The organism is Streptomyces sp. NBC_01264, assembly GCF_026340675.1.
Classification (GTDB): Bacteria; Actinomycetota; Actinomycetes; order Streptomycetales; family Streptomycetaceae; genus Streptomyces.
Window position 1 is genome coordinate 2188155 of the sequence record NZ_JAPEOX010000001.1, and the last position, 20897, is coordinate 2209051.

General features: G+C 73.1%; 14 protein-coding genes and 1 pseudogene. 3 read left to right on the forward strand and 12 right to left on the reverse strand.

Going from position 1 to position 20897, the window contains the following annotated elements:
* The first annotated feature begins 87 nt into the window (after nt 1–87).
* The 3 genes and pseudogenes from OG435_RS09960 to OG435_RS09970 form a co-directional block, all read left to right on the forward strand.
* Nucleotides 88–1899, forward strand: a complete 1812-nt coding sequence (locus OG435_RS09960; RefSeq protein ID WP_266876460.1) for a cation acetate symporter — start codon at nt 88–90, stop codon at nt 1897–1899.
* 204 nt (nt 1900–2103) lie between these two features.
* Nucleotides 2104–3339: a sensor histidine kinase gene (locus OG435_RS09965; RefSeq protein WP_266876461.1), complete on the forward strand. Its 1236-nt coding sequence runs from the start codon at nt 2104–2106 to the stop codon at nt 3337–3339.
* Between the two features lie 56 nt (nt 3340–3395).
* Nucleotides 3396–6278 (forward strand): annotated as a pseudogene (locus OG435_RS09970) (ATP-binding protein); the annotation flags it as partial.
* Nucleotides 6279–6314: 36 nt separating this feature from the next.
* On the opposite strand, the gene OG435_RS09975 reads toward OG435_RS09970, so the two are convergent.
* The 12 genes from OG435_RS09975 to OG435_RS10030 form a co-directional block, all read right to left on the reverse strand.
* Entirely contained in the window at nt 6315–6947 is a 633-nt protein-coding gene (locus OG435_RS09975) for a sigma-70 family RNA polymerase sigma factor (protein WP_266876462.1), read from the reverse strand.
* 294 nt (nt 6948–7241) lie between these two features.
* Nucleotides 7242–8039, reverse strand: a complete 798-nt coding sequence (locus tag OG435_RS09980) for a VOC family protein (protein ID WP_266876463.1) — start codon at nt 8037–8039, stop codon at nt 7242–7244.
* Nucleotides 8040–8140: 101 nt separating this feature from the next.
* Nucleotides 8141–9406: an FAD-binding protein gene (locus OG435_RS09985; RefSeq protein WP_266876464.1), complete on the reverse strand. Its 1266-nt coding sequence runs from the start codon at nt 9404–9406 to the stop codon at nt 8141–8143.
* Nucleotides 9407–9555: 149 nt separating this feature from the next.
* On the reverse strand, nt 9556–10998 hold the full coding sequence (locus OG435_RS09990) for a GuaB1 family IMP dehydrogenase-related protein (protein WP_250741399.1): 1443 nt from the start codon (nt 10996–10998) through the stop codon (nt 9556–9558).
* Nucleotides 10999–11134: 136 nt separating this feature from the next.
* Nucleotides 11135–12298 (reverse strand): XdhC family protein, encoded by a 1164-nt coding sequence (locus OG435_RS09995; protein WP_266876465.1) that lies wholly within the window; start codon nt 12296–12298, stop codon nt 11135–11137.
* On the reverse strand, nt 12298–13608 hold the full coding sequence (locus OG435_RS10000) for an IS701 family transposase (RefSeq protein WP_266876466.1): 1311 nt from the start codon (nt 13606–13608) through the stop codon (nt 12298–12300). The genes OG435_RS09995 and OG435_RS10000 overlap by 1 nt, the downstream gene beginning before the upstream one ends.
* Before the next feature lie 72 nt (nt 13609–13680).
* Nucleotides 13681–14328, reverse strand: coding sequence for a TMEM175 family protein (locus tag OG435_RS10005; RefSeq protein WP_266876467.1), 648 nt, complete (start codon nt 14326–14328; stop codon nt 13681–13683).
* Between the two features lie 102 nt (nt 14329–14430).
* Nucleotides 14431–14772, reverse strand: coding sequence for a nuclear transport factor 2 family protein (locus OG435_RS10010; RefSeq protein WP_266876468.1), 342 nt, complete (start codon nt 14770–14772; stop codon nt 14431–14433).
* A 12-nt stretch (nt 14773–14784) separates the two neighbouring features.
* The gene (locus OG435_RS10015) at nt 14785–16332 is read right to left on the reverse strand and encodes an ATP-binding protein (RefSeq protein WP_266876469.1); all 1548 of its coding nucleotides are present in this window, start codon (nt 16330–16332) and stop codon (nt 14785–14787) included.
* Entirely contained in the window at nt 16329–17618 is a 1290-nt protein-coding gene (locus OG435_RS10020) for an MFS transporter (RefSeq protein ID WP_266876470.1), read from the reverse strand. The genes OG435_RS10015 and OG435_RS10020 overlap by 4 nt, the downstream gene beginning before the upstream one ends.
* 35 nt (nt 17619–17653) lie before the next feature.
* Entirely contained in the window at nt 17654–18481 is an 828-nt protein-coding gene (locus tag OG435_RS10025) for an FAD binding domain-containing protein (protein WP_266876471.1), read from the reverse strand.
* On the reverse strand, nt 18478–20895 hold the full coding sequence (locus tag OG435_RS10030) for a xanthine dehydrogenase family protein molybdopterin-binding subunit (protein WP_266876472.1): 2418 nt from the start codon (nt 20893–20895) through the stop codon (nt 18478–18480). The genes OG435_RS10025 and OG435_RS10030 overlap by 4 nt, the downstream gene beginning before the upstream one ends.
* Nucleotides 20896–20897: the final 2 nt, after the last annotated feature.

Below are 20897 nucleotides of genomic sequence, written 5' to 3' on the forward strand. Positions count from 1 at the left end.
TAGACTCCCGGAGCCCCGGCAGACGGCCGGGACCCGACACCCGTGCGGGGCCGTGCCCGCGCCCGCGCCCCAGCCGAAGGACCGCCGGTGAACCAGACGTACGCGCTGACCGCGGTCGCCGTCGTCGTCCTGGTCACGGTGCTGGTCGGCGCGCTGGGGCTGCGCATCTCCCGGACCACCTCGGACTTCTACGTGGCTTCGCGCACGGTCGGCCCGCGCCTCAACGCGGCGGCCATCGGCGGCGAGTACCTCTCGGCGGCCTCCTTCCTCGGCGTGGCCGGGCTGGTGCTGCTCCAGGGGCCGCAGATGCTCTGGTACCCGGTGGGCTACACCGCCGGGTACCTGGTGCTGCTGGTACTGGTGGCGGCCCCGCTGCGGCGCTCGGGCGCGTACACGCTGCCCGACTTCGCCGAGGCCCGGCTCGAATCGCAGGCGGTGCGCCGGATCGCGGTGCTGTTCGTGCTCGGCGTCGGCTGGCTGTACCTGCTGCCGCAGCTCCAGGGCGCGGGGCTGACCCTGGAGATCCTCACCGGCGCCCCGCACTGGGTGGGCGGGGTGGTCGTCGCCTGTGTGGTGACGGCGGCGGTGGCGGCCGGCGGGATGCGGTCCATCACCTTCGTGCAGGCCTTCCAGTACTGGCTGAAGCTCACCGCCCTGCTGGTGCCCGCGTTCTTCCTGCTGGCCGCCTGGGCGGGGGACGGCGCCCCGCGCGCCTCCTTCGACGCCCCGGCCGTCTTCCGCGAGCACGCCGCCGTCACGCTGGCCGAGGACGTACGGCTGTCCCTGGACGCGCCGCTGACGGTGACGGTGACCGGGCAGGTGGACGGTCGGGCGTACGCGGGCCATTCCGTGACCCTCGGCGCCGGGCAGCATTCCGTACGGGCGCACGCGCGGCTGGAGTTCGCCCCGGACTCGGCGGTGCCGCAGAGCCGGGTGGAGTCCGGACCCGGGGTGTCGAGCTGGTCGGAGCCGCTGTCCGGGGACCGTCCCGAGCTGCGGCTGTACGCGACGTACGGGCTGATCCTGGCCACCTTCCTCGGGACCATGGGGCTGCCGCACGTGGCGGTGCGCTTCTACACGAGCCCCAACGGCCGGGCGGCGCGGCGCACCACGCTGGTGGTGCTCGGCCTGGTCGGCTCCTTCTACCTGCTGCCGCCGGTGTACGGGGCGCTGGGCCGGATCTACGCCCCGGAGCTGGCCCTGACCGGGGAGGGGGACGCGGTGGTGCTGGTGCTGCCGGCCCGGGTGGTGGGCGGGCTCGCCGGGGAGCTGCTGGGGGCGCTGCTGGCGGGGGGCGCGTTCGCGGCGTTCCTGTCCACGGCCTCGGGGCTCACGATGGCGGTGGCGGGGGTGCTGCACCAGGACGTGCTGCCTTCGCGCGGGGTGCGCAGCTTCCGGGTCGCGGTGCTGGTGGCGATCCTGGTGCCACTGGCCGGGAGCGTGGCGGTGACGGAGGTGCCGGTGGCGGACGCGGTGGGGCTGGCCTTCGCCGTGTCGGCGTCCTCGTTCTGTCCGCTGCTCGTGCTGGGGATCTGGTGGCGCGGGCTGACGCCGCCGGGGGCGGTGGCCGGGCTGGTGACGGGGGGCGGGGCGGCGCTCAGCGCGGTGCTGGCGACACGGGCCGGGCTGGCGCCGGCGGGGTGGGTGAACACGCTGCTGGCGTGGCCGGCGGTGTGGTCGGTGCCACTGGGCTTCCTAACGATGGTGGTGGTGTCGCTGGGTACGCGCGGGCGGATCCCGCCGGGCACGGCGGCGACGCTGGCGCGGCTGCACCTGCCGGAGGCGGTGTCGGAGCCGGCTCCTGCGGGCGGCGAAGCCGGGGGCGGGGGTACGGGCAGGGGCCCGGGAGCGGGCAGGGTCGGCTCCACCGCGCCCTCCGGGAAGGGCGGTGCTCCGTGACCGGAGCAGCCCACCGGGACGAGAGCGGTGCTCCGATCGTGGCGCGGCGCTCCACGGCCGGAGCGGAGCTCACGGCAGACGCCGGAGCGGCAACCCGAAGCACCGCTCGCGGTCGAGCCCGGTGCACTCAGACCGGAGCGCTGCTCTCGGCGAAGGGCGGCACGTCATGACCGCAGCACTGTTCTCCGAGGAGGGCGGCACACCATGACCGGAGCACTGCTCTCGCTGCTCGGCGCGGCCGGTGGGGCGCTGCTGCTCGGGCTCGGCTGGATCGGCGGACGCCGACAGGCCCGGCGGGGCGAGCGTGCTCTGGGCCTCGGCCTCGGCACCCCCGTCGAGCGGGCCACCTTCCACACCCTGCACACCGCTTCCCTCGCCGCTCCCCCGCTGCGCGCCGGCCTCACCGAGGACGCCGCCCGCAAGGCGGCCCGACGCCTGCGCTCCCTCCTCGGCACCGAGGCCCTGTGTCTGACGGACCGTGAGAGCGTCCTCGCCTGGGACGGCCCCGGCGCCGATCACCACGAGCGCCGGGCGATGGCCCGGGTCGCGGTCATGCTGGACTCGGGGCGCAGCCAGAGCGTGCGCACCGAGTGCGAGCGGCCCGACTGCCCCCTCAAGTGGGCCGTGGTCGCCCCGCTGACCGGTGAGGACGGGATGCTGGGCGCGCTGGTGGCCTACGGGTCACGGGAGTCGGCGGTGCTGGTGCGGGCCGCCACCGAGGTCGCGCGCTGGGTGTCCGTACAGCTGGAGCTGTCCGAGCTGGACCGTTCGCGGACCCGGCTGATGGAGGCCGAGATCAAGGCGCTGCGCGCGCAGATCTCCCCGCACTTCATCTTCAACTCCCTGGCGGCGATCGCCTCGTTCGTGCGCACCGATCCGGAGCGGGCCCGGGACCTGCTGCTGGAGTTCGCGGACTTCACCCGCTACTCCTTCCGGCGGCACGGGGAGTTCACCACGCTGGCGGAGGAGTTGCGGTCCATCGAGCAGTACCTGGCCCTGGCCGGTGCCCGGTTCGGGGAGCGGCTCAAGCTGACCTTGCAGGTGGCCCCCGAGGTGCTGCCGGTGGCCCTGCCCTTCCTGTGCCTGCAGCCGCTGGTGGAGAACGCCGTGAAGCACGGGCTGGAGGACTCCACCGAGGAGTGCCGGATCACCATCGCGGCCCGGGACGCGGGCGCGGAGGCGCTGATCACCATCGAGGACAACGGCATCGGCATGGATCCGTCCCTGCTGCGCCGGATCCTGGCCGGGGAGCATCCGGGCTCCTCCGCGGGCATCGGGCTGCCCAATGTGGACGAGCGGCTGCGCCAGGTCTACGGGGACGGCCACGGGCTCGTCATCGAGACGGGTGTGGGCGCGGGCATGAAGATAACGGTCCGGATTCCCAAATACCGTGCGGGGGTGCACAGTTCGGCCCCACCTGGCCGAATTCCCCGGCGCTGAGCGGTCCGCTTCCTGCCATCCTGGTGAGGGCGCGAACGACCGGAGGGATCGCCGACGTGCGGGTCGGGCGAGAACAGCACCGCGATGAATGCCGTGCGGCGTTACGGACATGGGTGCGGGGAACCATCGGCGAGGCGGGCGCCGGAGCCTGCCTGCTCGTGGAGGGGGAGCCCGGCGCGGGCCGCACCTCCTTCCTGCGCGAGGCACTGGCCGACGCGTCCGCACTCGGCTGCCGGGTCCGGTACGGGGCCGCCGAGTCCCTGGGCACCGGGCTTCCGCTGCGCGCGGCGCTGGACTGCCTGCATCCGGCCGGCCCGGGGCGGGTACGGGCCCTGACCCTGCTCCGGGAGGCCGCCCGGTCGGCCGAACCCGGCGGGGCGCTGCTGGCGGCCGTGGACCTGCTGGCCGCCGACGTAGAGGAGTGGTGCGCGCGGCGGCCGCTCCTGCTGGCCCTGGACGACCTCCAGTGGGCGGATCCGGCTTCCCTGCTGCTGTGGCGCCACCTCGCGCGGGCCGCGCAGCGGCTGCCGCTGCTGCTCCTGACGGCCCGGCGGCGGCTCCCCCGGCGGCCGGAGGTGGAGGAGCTGTGCGCCTCCCTGGGCGGCGGGCCGGCCGGGCGCACGCTCCGGCTGGAGCCGCTGACCGGCACGGAATCGGCCGCACTGCTCCGGGAGGTACTGGGCGCGGCGCCCGGCCCCCGGCTGCGGGAGGCCGCCGGACAGGCGGGCGGCAACCCCCGGCTGCTGCGGGAGTTGCTCGCGCACTGGTCCGGAATCGTTGATGTCCGCGGGGCCCACGCCGAACTCACCATCAGTGTCGAAGAGTTGCCGCCGCCCCCGGAGGCGGTGACCCGGGAGCTGGGCCGGCTCCCCGCGGCGGCCGTGGCCACGCTCCGGCAGGCCGCCCTGCTCGGACCGGCCTTCACGGCGCGCGAGCTGGCCCTCGTACGGACCCTCCCGGTCCGGGACCTGCTCGCGGACCTGGAGGCCCCCCTCCTGACCGGGGTACTGGAACCGGCCACCCTGCCCGCCGGGCTCCCGGCCGGTCCGCCCGCTCACCACCCGGCCGGCGGTGACGCCCTGCGGTTCCGGCAGCCGGCCGTGCGGCTGGCCCTGTACGCGGAGCTGCCGCGGGCCGCCCGCAGCGCCCTCCACCAGGACGCCGCGCGGACCTTCGCCGAGGCCGGGCTCGATCCCGCCCGGACCGCGGGACAGCTGCTGGCCGCGGGGGTGCTGGACCCGTGGGCGGTCCGGTGGACGGCGGAGTCGGCGCAGGCCCTGATCGCGGTGGCGCCCGAAACGGCGGCGGAACTGCTGGGCCGGGCCGTGGCCCGGAACGCTGAGCAGAGCATGGAGCCGGGCGCGGATCCGGACGCGGAGACTCCCCCCGACCGGACCGGGAGTCCGTACCGGGAGGCCCTGGAGGACGGGCTCGCCGATGCCGCGCTGATGCTGCGGCGGCCCGAGTCCGTGGAGCTGATCCGTGCGCTGCGGGAGCGGGCGCGGGATCCCGGGCGGCGGACCGCGCTGGCCTTCAAGCTGGTCTCGGCGCTGATGATCCAGGGGGACATGGCCCGGTCCCTGGAGGTCACCGAGGAGGCACTGGCCGAAACGACCGAGAAGACGCCGGCCCAGGCGACACCGGCCGAGGCCCCGACTGAGGAACCGGCTGCGGAAGTGCCCGGCGCGGCCATGCGGTTGCGGCTGGAGGCGTGCCGGGTCCTGGCGCTGGCCGATCTGCACCGGCCCGAGGAGGCGTACGCGCTCGCCGGGCCGCTGGTCGCCCGGGCCCGGCTGCTCGGTGATCCGCTCTGCGGCGCGGAGGCCGAACACGCCATGTCCTTCGCGCTGTTCCACCTGAACCGGGGCCGGGAGTCGCTGCGCCACGTGGCGGCCGGGATCGCGCACGCCCGCCGCAGCCCGGCCGCCAACGACATGCGGCTGCTGCTGCTCGCCAACCAGGCGGAGGGCCACCTGCGGTTCGACGAACCGCACGCCGCCGCGGCGGCGCTGCGCGAGGCCCGGCAGCTGGCCGCCCGGACGGGTTCGACGGGCCGACTCGTGGTCACGGAGGCCCTGCTGGCCGATCTCCGCTACCGGCTCGGCGACTGGGACGCCGCACTGGCCGGGCTCGCCCGGGCGGAGGGCATGCCCGTCTCGGACGCCTGGCTGCCGGTGCTGAGCCGCGGACTGCGCGCACTGATCCTGGGCCACCGGGGCGAACAGGCGGCTGCACGGGCTGAGTTGGCCACCCTCGGACCGGACGCGTACGAGCCGTCCGCGGCCCGTCGGCACACCACGCGCGTACTGCTGGCCCGCGCCCTGCTGGCGGAGCGCGACGGGAGCCCCCGCACGGCACTGGAGGCGTTGCTGCCCGCGCTGGAGGACGGTGTGGACGAGGCGGTGGCCTCCGACCGTCCCTGGGCGCTGTCGGAGGCCGTCCGGCTCGCGCTGGAGGACCGGGACACCGGGACGGCCCGGTCCGCACTGGCCGCCTGCGCCCGCATGGCGGCGGCCCTGCCGGAGCAGCCGGGTCCGGCGCTGGCGCTGCTGCGCTCCCGCGGGCTGTTCGCGCAGGACCCGGAGCTGCTGGCGGAGTGTGCGGCGCGGGCGCGGGGCAGGCTGGTGGCGGGCCAGACCCTGGAGGACCTGGCGGTGGCGCGGGCCTGGCACGGGGACCTGCCGGGCGCGCGATCGGCGCTGACCGGCGCGGTGGCCTCGTACGAGCTCCTCGGCGCCCGGTGGGACATCGCCCGGGCCGACGCACGACTGCGGAGCCTGGGGGTGCGGCGGGGCAGCCGGGCGGCCCGGCGGCGGCCAGCGCGGGGGTGGGAGGCGCTGACTCCGGCGGAGCTGAAGGTGGCGCTGCTGGTCGCGCGCCGCCGGACGAACCCGGAGATCGCCTCGGCGCTCTTCCTGTCCCGCCGGACCGTCCAGACCCACGTCTCGCACATCCTGGCGAAGCTGGAGGTCCGCTCACGCGCGGAGGTGGCCGTCATCGTAGCCGGGCAGGAGGGCACGCAGGGCCCGCAGGGCGTAGTACGTACGGGACTTGACCGTGCCGACCGGTACTCCGAGCGCCTCGGCGGCCTCGCCGACGCTGGCCCCGCGGAAGTAGATCTGGAGGAGGACGGCCCGGTGATCGGGGCTGAGTGATCGCAGGGCGCCCCGGACATCGAGGACGGCCACGGACCGCTCGGTGCGGTCCTCGTCGGCCGGCGACTGCTCCAGCCCGTCGGGCCCGACCTCGGCGGGGCGCGACAGGCGGGCCCGGCGGGCGTCGATGGCCACGCGCCGGGCGACGGTGTACAGCCAGGGCCGCATGGACGCGTGGGCGCCGTTCTCCAGGGCTTCGGGGTGCTTCCAGGCGCGGAACAGGGTCTCCTGGAGCAGGTCCTCCGCCCGGTGGCGGTCACCGAACGTGAGGCCGAGGAGGAACCCGTGGAGCGCCTTGCCATGCTCCCTCTCCAGCCGGGCGAGGGCGTACGCGTCGGTGCGGCGGCCGGCCCTGCCTGAGCCGGCGGCGGCGCCGATGGCGGGGCCGGCGCCGACGGCGGGGCCGGGGCCGGGGCTGATGACGGCGCCGGCGGTCGCGAACATGGGCGACATGGGCTCCCCCTTCCGGGTCGGATGTACCGAGCGTGCCGGACCGCACGCGTGGAGTTATCCGCCGCCTGACGTATCCCGCCGCGCCGTGCGCCCACCGGTCGCCCCCCGTCGGTGAACGGTCGCCCCGGTGGGTGCGGCGGCGGGCACGGCGGCGCGCGAACGGCCCCGCCGACGTCCGGGTGGACGGTGGCGGGGCCGCGGGAAGAAGGGGCCGGCCCCTGGGGAAAGGGAGTCCGGGGCCGGGGCGGACCTCCGGCCCCGGGGCAGGGCCGGGCCGGAGGTCCAGGACGGGGCTCAGTCCTGCGACGGGTCCAGCACCACGAAGTCGGCGTTCGCCGGGTCGAGGCAGACGGCCAGCCGGCCGACGCCCTCGGCGTCCGCCGGCCCCATCTGCACGCTGCCTCCGTGCCCGGTGACCTCGGCCACCGCCGCGTCACAGTCGGTGACGCGGAAGACCGGGTGCCAGTACGGCCGCCCGCCCGCCACCGCGAGATCCTCGGCGGAGAGTTCCATGAGCCCGCCCTGCATGCTTCCCTCGGGCTGCCCGGCGGGGGTGATCAGGGTGTACGTGCCCTCGCCGCCCGGCATCGGCATATCGCTGAACTGCCAGCCGAAGACGCTCCCGTAGAACTCCCGGGCGGCCGTGGCGTCGCTCGTGTACAGCTCGGTCCAGGACAGCGATCCCGGCTGGTCCACGAGGTCGACGCCCTTGGTCTCGCCGGGCTGCCAGACGGCGAACTGGCCCCCCAGCGGGTCGCTGAACTGCGCCATCGTGCCCCACTCGTCGAGCGTGCGCGGGGCCACCCGCACGGTGCCGCCCGCGTCCTGGACGGCGCGGGTCGTGGCCTCGGCGTCGGGGACGCTGTAATAGATCATCCAGGCCGGGCGGGCGCCCTCCTCGGTGAGCTTGCCCAGCCCGGCGACGATCTTCCCGTCCCTGCGGAACATGCCGCCTTCCCTCTCCTCCCCCTCGCCCATGGACTCGTAGTCCCACCCGAGGACGGCTCCGTAGAAGGCCGAGGCCGCGGGGACGTCCGGTGCGCCGAGGTCGAGCCAGCAGGGGGAGCCGGGGACGAAGTCAGTGGTGATCATGACGACTGCCTTTCGCGGATCGGGTACGACCAGCGTGGCACCGGACACCTGCCCCCGCCCGTCGGTCCGCGGGCGGGGCGGCGCCGGGTTCAGGACACCCCCTACGGCCGTACGTTCCCGAAGGCCCGGCGGGCGAAGTGGGTCAGGGCGTGCTCCTCGCGCAGTTCCCGCAGGCGCCGGAGGGCCGGGGCTCCGTAGATCCGCTCCAGCAGGTCCGTGTCGAAGTCGTGGGTGCCGTAGAGGTACGGACGGCCGCCCGCCTCCGCGCAGGCCTCCAGCAGCTCCCGCAGGACGCGCCTGGTCTCGGAGATCCCGCGGGAATCGGACGTTGCGGCCGCCGTGAAGATGCCGATCAGGTACTGGACCGGCGCGTCGACCACGGGCGCCAGGACGAAGGGAGTGGCCGATTCGGGGCGGCGGATCACCAGGAAGTACAGGGCGACCAGGGTCTCGGAGAGCGGGTACTCCTCGAGCATGCCCTCCACCTTCTTCGTGAAGAGCTTGAATCCCTCCTCGTCGAAGATGTGGTCCACCCACATGTTCGCGTGGGAGTCCTCTTCGAGCAGGTGGTGGAGGTGCTTCGCGGTTTCGCCGTGGCTGAAGAGCATGTAGTCCGGAACCGCGAACTCCTGGGCCGGGTCCGCGGGCGCGGGTGCGTCGTCGGTGAGCGATACGTGCGAGTACCAGGCCGCCCGGTCGTACATGCCGAAGAAGCTCGACACCCACGGTTCCTGGACGTCCTTCATCATGAATTCCGTGAGGTCGGAGAGGCCGGTGTGCTCGACCCTGGCCGCACGGGTGACGGGCCTGTACGGAACCGTCTTCAGGACCACCTTCTTGATGAACCCCACCTGCGCGAGGCCGCCGAGGGCGTAGCGGAACAGCTCGGAGTTCTCCCGGTCCGAGCACCGGCGCGAGCGGCCCGTTCCGTCGACGAGCTCGATCTCGTGCACCTGGTCGCTCTGGATCCCGGAACGGCAGGATGCGAGACCGAACCCTCCGATGGAGAGGTTTCCGCCCACGGTGATGTTCAGGTAGCTGGGGAGGACGGGATTGGAGCGGCCGTGGCGGTTGAGCCACTTCTCCAGTTCGAGCCAGGTGATCCCGCTCGGGACCTCCACCAGGTGCTCTTCCCCGTCGGCCCCGACGAAACGCGGCGCGGCATCGGGCCGGTAGTTGTCGATGACCACCCCGGGGGACAGCGTCTGGCCGTTGGTCGAGCGGCCGGCTCCCCGGACGGTCATGTCCAGGCCCGCCGTGCCCGCCTCCCGCATCGCCTCCGCCACGGTGTCGCCCTCGTCCTCCCGCAGCACCGCCTGGGGAGGAACGACGGAAGTCCGCCCGAAGTCCCGGCTGAATGTGTCCACCTGTCTCCACCTTTCCACGGCCTGGGGCAGCACGACGCGTCGTCGGCGGTCGCCAGTCTGGGCCGGGGCGCTAGCGCACCACTCAAACGAGCGCCGGACAGCACTGCGCCGGGGCCCCACGGGGACCCCGGCGCAGTGGTGAAGGGTGACTAGCTCCAGCTGGCGTGCAGCGGCTTGCCCTCGGCGTAGCCCGCGGCGGACTGGATGCCGACGACGGCCTTCTCCTCGAACTCCGCGAGGGAGGCCGCACCGGCGTAGGTGCAGGAGGAGCGGACGCCCGCGATGATCGAGTCGATCAGGTCCTCGACGCCCGGACGGGCCGGGTCCAGGAACATCCGCGAGGTGGAGATGCCCTCCTCGAAGAGGCCCTTGCGGGCGCGGTCGTAGGAGGACTCCTCCGAGGTGCGGTTCTGGACCGCGCGCGCGGAGGCCATGCCGAAGGACTCCTTGTACAGACGGCCGTCGGCCGACTGCTGCAGGTCGCCCGGGGACTCGTACGTACCGGCGAACCAGGAGCCGATCATGACGTTGGACGCACCGGCGGCCAGCGCCATCGCCACGTCGCGCGGGTGACGGACGCCGCCGTCGGCCCAGACGTGCTTGCCGTACTTCTTGGCCTCGGCGGCGCACTCCAGCACCGCGGAGAACTGCGGGCGGCCCACGCCGGTCATCATGCGGGTGGTGCACATGGCGCCGGGGCCCACACCGACCTTGATGATGTCGGCGCCGGCGTCGATCAGGTCCTTGACGCCCTCGGCGGCGACGATGTTGCCGGCCACGATCGGGACCTGCGGGTCAAGGGCGCGGACGGCCTTGATCGCGTTGATCATCGATTCCTGGTGGCCGTGCGCGGTGTCGATGACGAGCGTGTCGACGCCCGCGTCGAGCAGCTGCTTGGCCTTCGCCACGAAGTCGCCGTTGATGCCGACGGCGGCGGCGATGCGCAGCTTGCCGTTGGCGTCGGTCGCGGGGGTGTACAGGGTCGCGCGGAGCGCGGCCTTGCGGGTGAGGATGCCGACGAGCTTGCCGTCCTTGTCGACGGCGGGGGCCAGCTTGCGGTGGCCGGCGTCGAGCTTGGTGAAGGCCTCGCGGGGGTCGATGTCGGCGTCGATGAGCAGGAGCTCCTTCGACATGACCTCGGAGAGCTGGGTGAAGCGGTCCACGCCGGTCAGGTCGTGGTCGGTGACGACGCCCACCGGGCGGCCGTCCGCGTCCACGACCACGCCGGCGCCGTGCGCGCGCTTGGGCAGCAGGGACAGCGCGTCGGCGACGGTCTGGGTGGGGGCCAGCGTGATCGGGGTGTCGAGCACGAGGTGGCGGGTCTTCACCCAGGAGATCACGTCGGTGACGACGTCGATCGGGATGTCCTGCGGGATGACGACGATGCCGCCGCGGCGGGCGACCGTCTCGGCCATCCGGCGGCCGGCGATGGCGGTCATGTTGGCCACGACCAGCGGAATGGTGGTGCCGGTGCCGTCAGGCGCGGAAAGGTCGACGCCCTGGCGGGAACCGACCGCGGAGCGGCTCGGCACCATGAATACGTCGTCGTACGTAAGGTCGTACGGCGGCTTCAGGTCATTGAGAAAACGCACGTGCTGAACATCCCAGTCGTTCGGAGGTGACCCCGACAGGGCAGTCGAGGAACGCACGTACTTCATTCTCACACGACCTGGAGTTCACACCGCCCCGGCGAAACGTCCATGACATGTGGGGCCGGATGGTCGGTTCCTACGGGACCTTGGTCCTCCGGACGGGTAGGTGCGGGTCCGCCCGGCCATGGACGGGGCCCCGGCTCCAGGCCAGCGGAAGAATCCTTCCGCCGTACCGGACGGCCGTGAACTCGGCGGCGATGGCGAGCGCGGTCTCCTCGGGGGTTCCCCCGCCGAGGTCCAGGCCGATCGGTGAGCGCAGCCGGGCCAGCGCGGCCGCCGGCACCCCCTCCGCCCGCAGTCGGCGGGCCCGCTCCTCGTGGGTGCGGCGCGATCCCATGGCTCCGACGTACCCGAGGGGCAGGCCCAGGGCGAGCGCGAGCAGCGGGACGTCGAATTTGGCGTCGTGGGTCAGTACGCACACCGTCGTACGGGAATCCAGGCGGCCGCCCTCCCACTCCGCGGCCAGGTGCCGGTGCGGCCAGTCCACGACCACCTCGTCCGCCTCGGGGAACCGGGCGGCGGTGACGAAGACGGGCCGGGCGTCGCACACCGTGACCCGGTAGCCCAGGAAGGCGCCCACGCGGGTCAGGGCGGCGGCGAAGTCGATGGCTCCGTAGACCAACAGCCGGGGTGGCTCGGCGGCCGATTCCACCAGCAGGGTCAGGGGCTGCCCGCAGAGCCCGCCCGCCGTGCCCAGTTCGGCGGTGCCGGTGCGGCCGGCCGCCAGCCAGCCCCGGACCCGTTCGGCGGCGGCCCGGTCCAGCTCGGCGCCCCCGCCCAGGCGGCCCTCGTAGGAGCCGTCCGCGTGCACGGCTATGGCCCGGCCGAGCTGCTCCGGCGGCCCGCAGACCACCCGGCCCAGCGCGGAGCGGGTCCCGCCGCAGGCCGCGTCGAGCACGGCGCCGATGACGGGCCGCACGGGGTCGTGCACGCGCACCGGGGTGATCAGGACGTCGAGGACTCCCCCGCAGGTCAGCCCTACCGCGAAGGCGTCGTCGTCGCTGTATCCGAAGCGGTGGACGCTGCTGTGTCCGGAGCCGATCGCCTCCAGGCAGAGCTCGTGCACGGCGGATTCCACGCAGCCCCCGGAGAGGGAGCCGAGCGCGGTGCCCCCGGTGTCGACGGCCAGTGAGGCGCCCGGACCGCGCGGCGCGCTGCCGCTGACGGCGACCACCGTGGCCACCGCGAAGTCCCGTCCGGCGGCGCACCACGCGCGTAGCTCTTCGGCGATGTCGAGCATCAGCGGATGTACTCGCGGCGCGGGCTCTGCCCGGGGATGACCGGTCTGGGTGGCAGCGTCGGGGGGAGGGCGTGCGCGGCGGCGACCGCACGGGTGGGGGCGGTCCGGGCCGGGCCGGGGTACGCCTCGGGCTGCAGCGGGTGGGGCTCCCGTCCGCGCGCGCCCAGCAGCATCGCGGCGTGGGCGACGCTGGCGAGGGTGGCGTGGTGGTGCCAGCCGCGGAAGGACCGGCCCTCGAAGTCCCGGATCCCGGCGGGCTCGCAGACCTCGGTGAAGTCGAGCGCGACCCGGTCGGTGAGTTTGGCGAGAAGGAACAGCTGCGCGAGCGGCCGGTCGCCGATGTTGGTGATCCAGAACTCCGAGGGCAGCAGGGCGGCCTCGGTCCAGGCCCCGACGAGCAGCAGCGGGGTGGGCGGCGCCGGTACGAGGCGGTCCTCACCGGGGGTGGCGAAGATGGCGGCCGAGGTGAGCAGGGTGACCGCTCCCTCGGCGCGGCCGTGCCGGGTCCATTCGACGACCCGCCGCTGGGAGCGCAGGGAGTCGATGAGCTCGCGGGCCGGCGCGGTGTGCGGTCCGGGTTTGTGCCGGCCGGCTCCGCCGAAGGAGACGGGCAGGGTGCCGTCCACCTTGAATACGAAGGGGATGTCCTGCATCGCGAACGATTCGATGCACTGGGGCAGTTCGCTGTTGGCGACTTCCATCACCACGGGTCTGCGCTGGAGCTGCCAGGCGGAGGCCATCCGCTGGACCGCGTGCACCGCGTCCTGGGCGGGGGTGAGCGAGCGGGCCGTGTCGGGGATGCCGGCCCGTCGGCGCCGCAGGAGTTCCGCCGTCCAGGGCCCGGGGAGGGTGAGGGTCCATTCGACGGGGAAGCCGGCATCGCTGGAAGTGAGCCAGATCCCGCTGGCCTGCTGACAGTTGGCGGTGCGGCCCAGCTGGGGGACGAACTGCCGCCCCACGCCGACCGATCGGTCGCCGGCCTTCTCGATGACCATGGGCTGCACCACCCAGGCCAGCGGGCGCTGCGCGGTGCGTTCCAGGTGCTGGGCGAGGGAGCGGCGGACCGGGGTCCAGTCCCAGGGGGATTTACTGATGAACTGCTGAAGGCTCTGTTCTACGGAACTGGCCCCGGTTCCGGCAATGTTACGAATTGTTTTCTTGCCGTTGGTCTGCACCAGGCCGTTCAGGTATACGCGGGCCCAGTTTCGCTGGTCCCGCCGAGGTAACGACTCGAAGAAGAGCGAGATCAGAACGTCGATCAATTCGGAGATTTCCTTCGTGGATTCCTCCGGCAGGACTACGCGAGCCATCTGGGCCTCCCCCGCGACCAGCTAGATCCATTACCCTACTTGACCGCGGAGAACGGCCGTAGGTCCCGGCGGCTACTTCCTGAGGTCGCTGGCAGTATCGAGCCGCTCTTCCTCTACCACGAGGGGGATGGGGATCTGGTTCGCCGCATAGTAGAGCGCGATCAGGAAGTGTGCGACGAGAGTGAGCGGGGCCGAGAAGAACGCCAGGGCGACGGTGCACGGGTAGGCGATGGCGCCCAGACCGAAGCGGACCCTGGTGGCCCGTGCGCCGTCCTTGTCCACGTGGTCGTGGAAGAGGTGTCCGACGCGGGTGACGTACCACCAGAAGGCCAGGAACGCCAAGGCGTAGGCCACGGTGAGGAGGCTGTAGAGGACGGCGGCCGCGTTGGCCGATCCTCCTTCCTCCATGAGGTGTTCGGCGAGCACATTGGTCGTGTACGGGACCACCGACACCACCATCAGCACCAGGAGGTTCAGGAACAGCAAAGGACGGTCGACGCGCTTGATGTGACTGAAGATGGTGTGGTGGTTCACCCACATCACGCCGATGATGAGGAAACTCACCACATAAGCGGCGTAGTGCGGCCACTGTTCCCGCACTCCGTGCCAGAAGTCGGAGCCTGTTTCTTCCGGAACTTTCAATTCCAGGACGAGGATCGTGATGATGACCGCGAATACGCCGTCACTGAATGCCTCGACCCGGCCGGTTTCCGATTCCATGGCCTCCCCCTTCGCACTTCTTGCATATATCTACGGCTGCCGCACATACGGGGAGGGTGTACATCCCCACCCTCCCCGCACACGCTACCCAGATTTCCGCAATCAGCCGCCGAATCCGGCAGTCTGGCGCCAGATCCGGCCATCCCGGACGACGAGCGTCCCGAACGCGTGCTCCGGTTCGCCGTTCAGGTTCATGATCGCCCGGTAGAAGATCGTGTCGTCGGTCTCGATGTACTCCTGGAGCTCCACGAGGGTGGGCTTCACCGTCAGGTACCCGGTGAACGTCTCGCGCACCGCGTCGATGCCGACGGAGACGCCTTCGAAGCGCAACAGCACCGCGTCGTCGGTGTAGTTCTTCATGACGGCTTCGATGTCCAGCGCGGCGAGCGCGTCCATCTGCCGGACGAACACCGGGTGCAGCGTGGAGATGTCGTACTTGGGCATGTCGACTCCCTTTCAACTCTTCGATGGGGATGGAGCGGTGGAATCCGTGGAATCCGTGGGACCGGAGGGCTCTTCGCCCGCGGCCGGCACGGCGCAGGACGGATCGGTCCCGGACAGCGGCAGCCGGACGGTCATCCGGGTCTCCCCCGGCCGCGAGCGGGCCGTGATCGAACCGTGGTGGCGCTGGGTCACGATGCGGTAGCTGAGGTGGAGCCCGAGCCCCGTTCCCTTGCCCACGTCCTTGGTCGTGTAGAAGGGTTCGAAGATCCTCGGCAGGGATGCGGCGGGGATGCCCGAGCCGGTGTCGGCGATCTCCACCACCATGCAGACGCCTTCGACCCGGGCCCGCAGGGTGAGGGTTCCGGCGCCTTCCATGGCCGCCGCGGCATTGTCGACCAGGTTGGTCCACACCTGGTTCAGCTCGCTCGGATAGCCCGTCAGTTCGGGCAGGTCCGGGTCGTACGAGCGGACGATCCCGATGCCCGCGAGCTTGGAACGCAGCACGACCAGCGTGTTCTCCAGCCCGTCGGTCACCGCGAAGCGCTGCTCGGGGGCCCGGTCGAGATTGGCGTAATCACGGGTCGCCGAAACGAGTTGGGAGATCCGCGGACCGGCCGCCCGCAGCTCGGCGGCGAGCGAGCGGATCTCCAGGAGGGCCGCCAGATGGTCCAGGGCCGCGGGCAGGGCCGGCTCGCCGACCCCCTCCAGCCGCTCCAGCAGCCCGCCCAGGTTCAGTCCGAGGTCGGAGACCCCCGAGCCCAGCAGCCCCGCCCGCTCCGCGCCCGCCTCCTCGGCCCAGTCGGCGATCTCCTCCTCGGCGTCCGCCTGCGCCAGCGGATCGGTGACCTCGGGCGGGGTCACCTTGTCCAGCTCGACGGCCAGCTGGTCGAACACGGCGCGCTCCGCGCCGGTGGCGGCCGCGCCCCACGCCTGGGCGGTGCGCGTGAGCTGGTCCAGGGCGGGCGCCAGTTCCTGCGCGGCCCGGGCCACGGCCGCGGCGGGATTGTTCAGCTCGTGCGCGAGGCCGGCCGCGAGGGTGCCCAGCGCCTCGACGGTGGCCCGTTTGCGGGCCTGGACCTCGGAGGACTTGATGCGCCAGGCCAGTACGGGGATCAGTACGGCGGCCACCCCGTGGCAGCGGGTCAGCATCTCGAAGAAGACCGGTTTCGCGTACGCCACCACGGTCGTGGCGGGCCCGCTCGCCGCGGCCGTGGCCACGTACGCCCCGTCCGTCAGCAGGGGAAGTTCGCCGGTGAACCGGTGCGCGGCCGAGGGTTTGCCGTCGTGCTCCTCGGCGGCCGCGCTCTCCTCCTCGGTGGAGTGCCGGGTGAGGACCTCTTCGCGGCCGTCGACGACCTTGGTGACCACCAGCCCACCGGAGAGCAGGACGTGGAAGCCCGTGGCCTCCTCCCCGTCGCGGAACAGCACCTCCCCGTCGGCGAGCACCCTCGGTTCGGAGACCGAGACCAGCCAGTCCAGCTGCTCCTCGGTGAGGCCCTCGAAGATCTCCAGCCCGCGCAGGGCGGTGCGCAGCGCGGCGGTGCCCGGGGCCCCGGTCATGCGGTGCTCCCTTCCGTCCTGTTGCGGGCCGCCAGCCGCAGGGTGGCCAGCAGGGCCAGGGCGCACACCGCGGCGACGGTGGCCATGAAGCCGACCGAGGTGCGGTGCAGTCCGTGGATGTTGGTGAGCAGTCCGGCCAGCACCGCCGGCACGCTCATCGCGAGGTACGCGAACACGTAGACGGCGGCGGTCAGTTCGCCCCGGTGCGCCGGCTCGGCCAGCGCGCTCAGGGCGCGGAAGGAGCCGAGGAAGGCGGCGCCCCAGCCGGCTCCGAGCACCGCGGTGGCCACGAGGAACACGGGGGCGGAGCCGAGCCCGAGCGCGAGGAGCACCAGGGCCAGTCCGCCCAGCAGCCCGAGCAGGCCGAGGACGGCGGTGCGCAGGGCCTCGGTGCGGCCCAGCAGGAGCTGGGCGGCGGTGGCGGCTCCGGCGAGGAGGGCCACGGTGGCTCCGCCGACGAGGTAGTTGGTGCTCTGGAGCAGGGACAGGGCCAGGTGCGGGCCGAGCGAGAGGTAGAACCCTCCGACCGACCAGACGGCCACGATGGTCAGGATCAGCACGGCGAAGCGGCCGCGCGCCGCGGCGGGGATGTGGATCCGGTGCGGGGCCAGTTTGAAGCGGCCGCCGGCCGCCCGGCCCGCCGCCCGCCCCGGCGCGCTCTCCGCCATCCGGGCCACCCCGACCAGGGAGACGGCGAAGGCCCCGACGAGCAGGAGGTAGGTCAGCACGGTCGGAGCGGGTGCGTACTGCACCAGCAGCCCGGCCCCGATGCCGCCGAGGCCGATGCCCACCGTCGGGCCGGCGCTGTTGACCTGGGCGCCGAGCGCGGGCCGCGAACGCGGGGCCAGTTCCAGCAGGGCGGCGCCCATGGCCCCGGCGGCCAGGCCCACCGCCAGCCCCTGCACGGCGCGGGCGGCGAGCAGCAGGCCGAGCCCCTGGGCCGCGGCGAACAGGCCCATGGCGACGATCGCCAGGACCAGCCCGGCCGCGAGTACGGGCCGCCGGCCGAGGGTGTCGGACAGCGAGCCGAACAGCAGGAGTCCGGCGAGCACGGTGACGGCGTACAGGGCGAAGACCACCGTGATCATGCCGGAGGACAGGCCCCACTCCTGCTGGTAGAGGACGTAGAGGGCGGAGGGGACGGAGGAGGAGAGCATCAGCAGGACGAGGACCGCGCCCACCACCCAGAAGCCGGAGCTTCTCGGTGCGCCTGCGGCGCCGGCGGCTGGACGCAAGGTGACCCCCGTGGTGGTCGCGGACGGCGCGGTCCGTGCTGTCGTGGGCAACGGTTCCACTGCTTCAACTCCCCCGTGGTGGGCGGTCAGGCGGGTGCCTGCACGGCCCTCGTGAGCGCGCGGGCGGTGAGTACGCCCGCGAGGTGGCCGAGGTACTCGGCCGAGGTGCCGCGCCCCGGGACGAACAGCTCCCGGGGTTCGGCGCGGAAGGCCGCGAGCACGTTCTGCGTGCCGTACGGGCCTCCGCCGATCCGTTCCTCGACCCCGCGCAGCCGCACCGCGCGGGCGGTGGCCCCGGTGACCGCGATGCGCGGCCCGTCGGGGGTGATCCGTACGGCGACGGCGCAGACCGGGTAGCGGGTCGCCCGGTCGGCGGTCTTCTCGAAGGCGGCGGCGCCGCCCGCGACCACCGGGACGAGCAGGGCGGTGATGACGGTGCCCGCCGGAACCCCGGAGGCGGCCAGCTCCTCGGCGGTGATCACCGACACCCCGCCGGGGCCGGCCAGTTCGGCCGTGGCGCCGGCGGCGATGGCGGCGACGGGCAGGTCGGTGGCCCGGCCGGTGGCGGCGAGGTTGCCCCCGGCGGTGCCGAGGTTGCGGACCTGGGGGTCGCCGTTGGCGCGGGCCGCGGCGGCGATCTCCGGCGCCCCGGCCAGCACCAGGGGATCCGCGGCCAGCTCGGCCAGGGTGGTCAGCGCCCCGATCCGGAGCCCCCCGGGTACCGGCTCGATCCCCCGGAGCTCTTCCATCCGGCGCAGGTCGACGAGGAGGGAGGCCCGCTCCTCCCCCGTGCGCAGGCCGGGCAGCAGGCTCTGCCCGCCGGCCAGCACCCGGGCACCGGGACGGCCGGCGAGCAGGGTCAGCGCCTCGTCGAGGCCGACGGGGCGTACGTAGTCGAACTCCGTGAGGATCACTGGGCTTCCCCTCTCAGGCGGCGCCAGACCTTTTCCGGGGTGACGGGCATGTCGATGTGCTGCACGCCCAGGTCGGACAGGGCGTCGACGACGGCGTTGACCACGGCCGCGGCGGGCGGCACGGTGGCGATCTCGCCGGCGCCCTTGGCTCCCAGCGGGTTGTGCGGGGTGGGCGTGGTGGTCTTGTCGAGGGTGAAGAAGGGGGCGTCGATGGCGCGTGGCAGCGCGTAGTGGCCCAGGTCGCGGCTGACGAGCTGCCCGTCCGGGTCGTACTCGGCGTGCTCCATGAGGGCCTGGCCGAGGCCGTGCAGGATGCTGCCCTCGATCTGGCCGAGGACGATCTTCGGGTTGCCGATGTTCCCGGCGTCGTCGACGGCGGTATAGGCCACCACCTCGGTCTCGCCGGTCAGTTCGTCGATCTCGACGACCGCCACGTGCGTCCCGAAGGGGTAGTTGAAGTCCGGTGGGTCGAAGTGGGTGGTCTCGTCGAGGGCGGGCTCGATCTCGGGCGGGAGCCCCCAGCCGTACCACATGGCCATCGCCAGCTCGGCGAAGGTCTTGGTGTTCTCCTCGTTGCCCGCTTCGAAGACCTTGCCGTCCGCGTAGACGACCTTGTCCTCGGGGACGCCGAGGAAGACGGCTCCGGCCTTGACCAGCTTGGCCTTGAGCTTCCGGGCGGTCAGGGCGATGGCGGGCGCCGCCATGCTGTAGGAGCGCGAGCCGTAAGTCCCCTGGCCGTACGGGGCCTTGAGCGTGTCCCCCTCGTACACCTGGACCGTCGCCGGGTCGATGCCGAGCTCGTCTGCGGCGACCTGCGCGAAGACGGTGCCGTGGCTCTGGCCGGTGGAGGCGGAGCCGACGGTGACGGTGACCTCGCCGGTCGGGTGGACGCGGATGTTCGCGCTCTCCCAGGTACCGCCGAGCATGCCCTCCTTGGACATCCGGGTGGAGGGGCCGACCCCGCAGATCGCCACGTAGGAGGCGATGCCGACGCCGAGCCGCTTGCCGCGGGTGCGGGCCTCGGTCTTGCGGGCGGGCATGTCGGCGTAGCCGGAGAGCTCGATGGCCCGGTCGAAGTTGAGTTGGTAGTCGCCCGAGTCGTAGGTCCAGCCGAGGCCGTTGTCGTACGGGAACTTCTCCTTCGGCACCAGGTTCCTGCGGCGCACCGCCGCCGGGTCCATGCCGATCTCGGAGGCGTAGCGGTCCACGAGCCGCTCCATCAGGAACGCGGCCTCGGCGCGCCCGCTGCCGCGCTGGGCGCCGAGCGGGACGGTGTTGGTGAAGGCGACGTAGACCTCGCAGAACGCGGCGTCGATGTCGTACATGCCGCTGATGGAGCGGCCCATCAGGGCGGTGGCGACGCCGGGGCCGATGGTGGAGGGGTAGGCGCCGAGGTTGGCGTAGCTCGTGCAGCGCACGGCGGTGATCCGGCCGTCGCGGGTGCCGGCCAGGGTGACGTGCTGGCGGTGGTCGCGGCCCTGGACGGTGGAGTTCATCAGCCCGGTGCGGGTGTCGACCCATTTCACGGGCCGGCCGAGCGCCTTGGAGAGCAGCAGGACCAGCGCCATGTCGGGGTACAGGTACCCCTTGGTGCCGAAGCTGCCGCCGACGGTCGGGGCGACGACGCGGAGCTTGTTGAAGGGGATGCCGAGGACCAGGGCGGAGAGCAGGAAGCGGTGGTTGTGCGGGCCCTGGGTGGAGGCGTACAGCGTGTACTCGCCGGTGGCGGCGTTGTAGTCGCCGACCGCGCCGCGCGGCTCGATGGGGCTGTTGATGGTGCGCTGGTTGACGAGATCGAGCTCTACCGTGACCTCCGCCTCGGCGATGGCCGCGTCGGTGCGGTCCTTGTCGCCGCAGGTCCAGTACGCGTTCAGGTTGCCGGGCACGGCCTCGTGGAGCTGCGGGGCGCCTTCGGCGAGGGCCTCGTCGGCGCGGGTCACCACGGGCAGCGGCTCGTACTCGACGGAGATGGCGGCGAGCGCCGCGGCGGCCTGGCGCGGGGTCTCGGCGACGACCACGGCGATGGCGTCGCCGACGTGGCGCACGGTGTCGCCGGACAGCACTGGGCGGGAGCCGGGAAGTCCGTAGGGGTGGGGCGGGAAGTGGCTCTCGACCCCGCCGGGTATCCAGATGCAGGGCAGCGGCATGACGTCGGTGAAGTCGGCCGCGGTGGCCACCTTCAGTACGCCCGGCAGCTGCTCGGCGGCCTTGGCGTCGATGGAGAGGATCTTCGCGTGGGCCACGGGGCTGCCGAGGATCGCCATGTGGGCGGTGCCCGGCAGGTCGATGTCTCCCACGTACGTGGCCTCGCCGCGCAGGAGCTGCGGGTCCTCACGGCTGTCCAGTGGCTGTCCGAGCAGGCCGTTGCCCTGGATCGGCGCCTGGAGCGGGGTCTCCCCCGTGACTGCGGTCATCT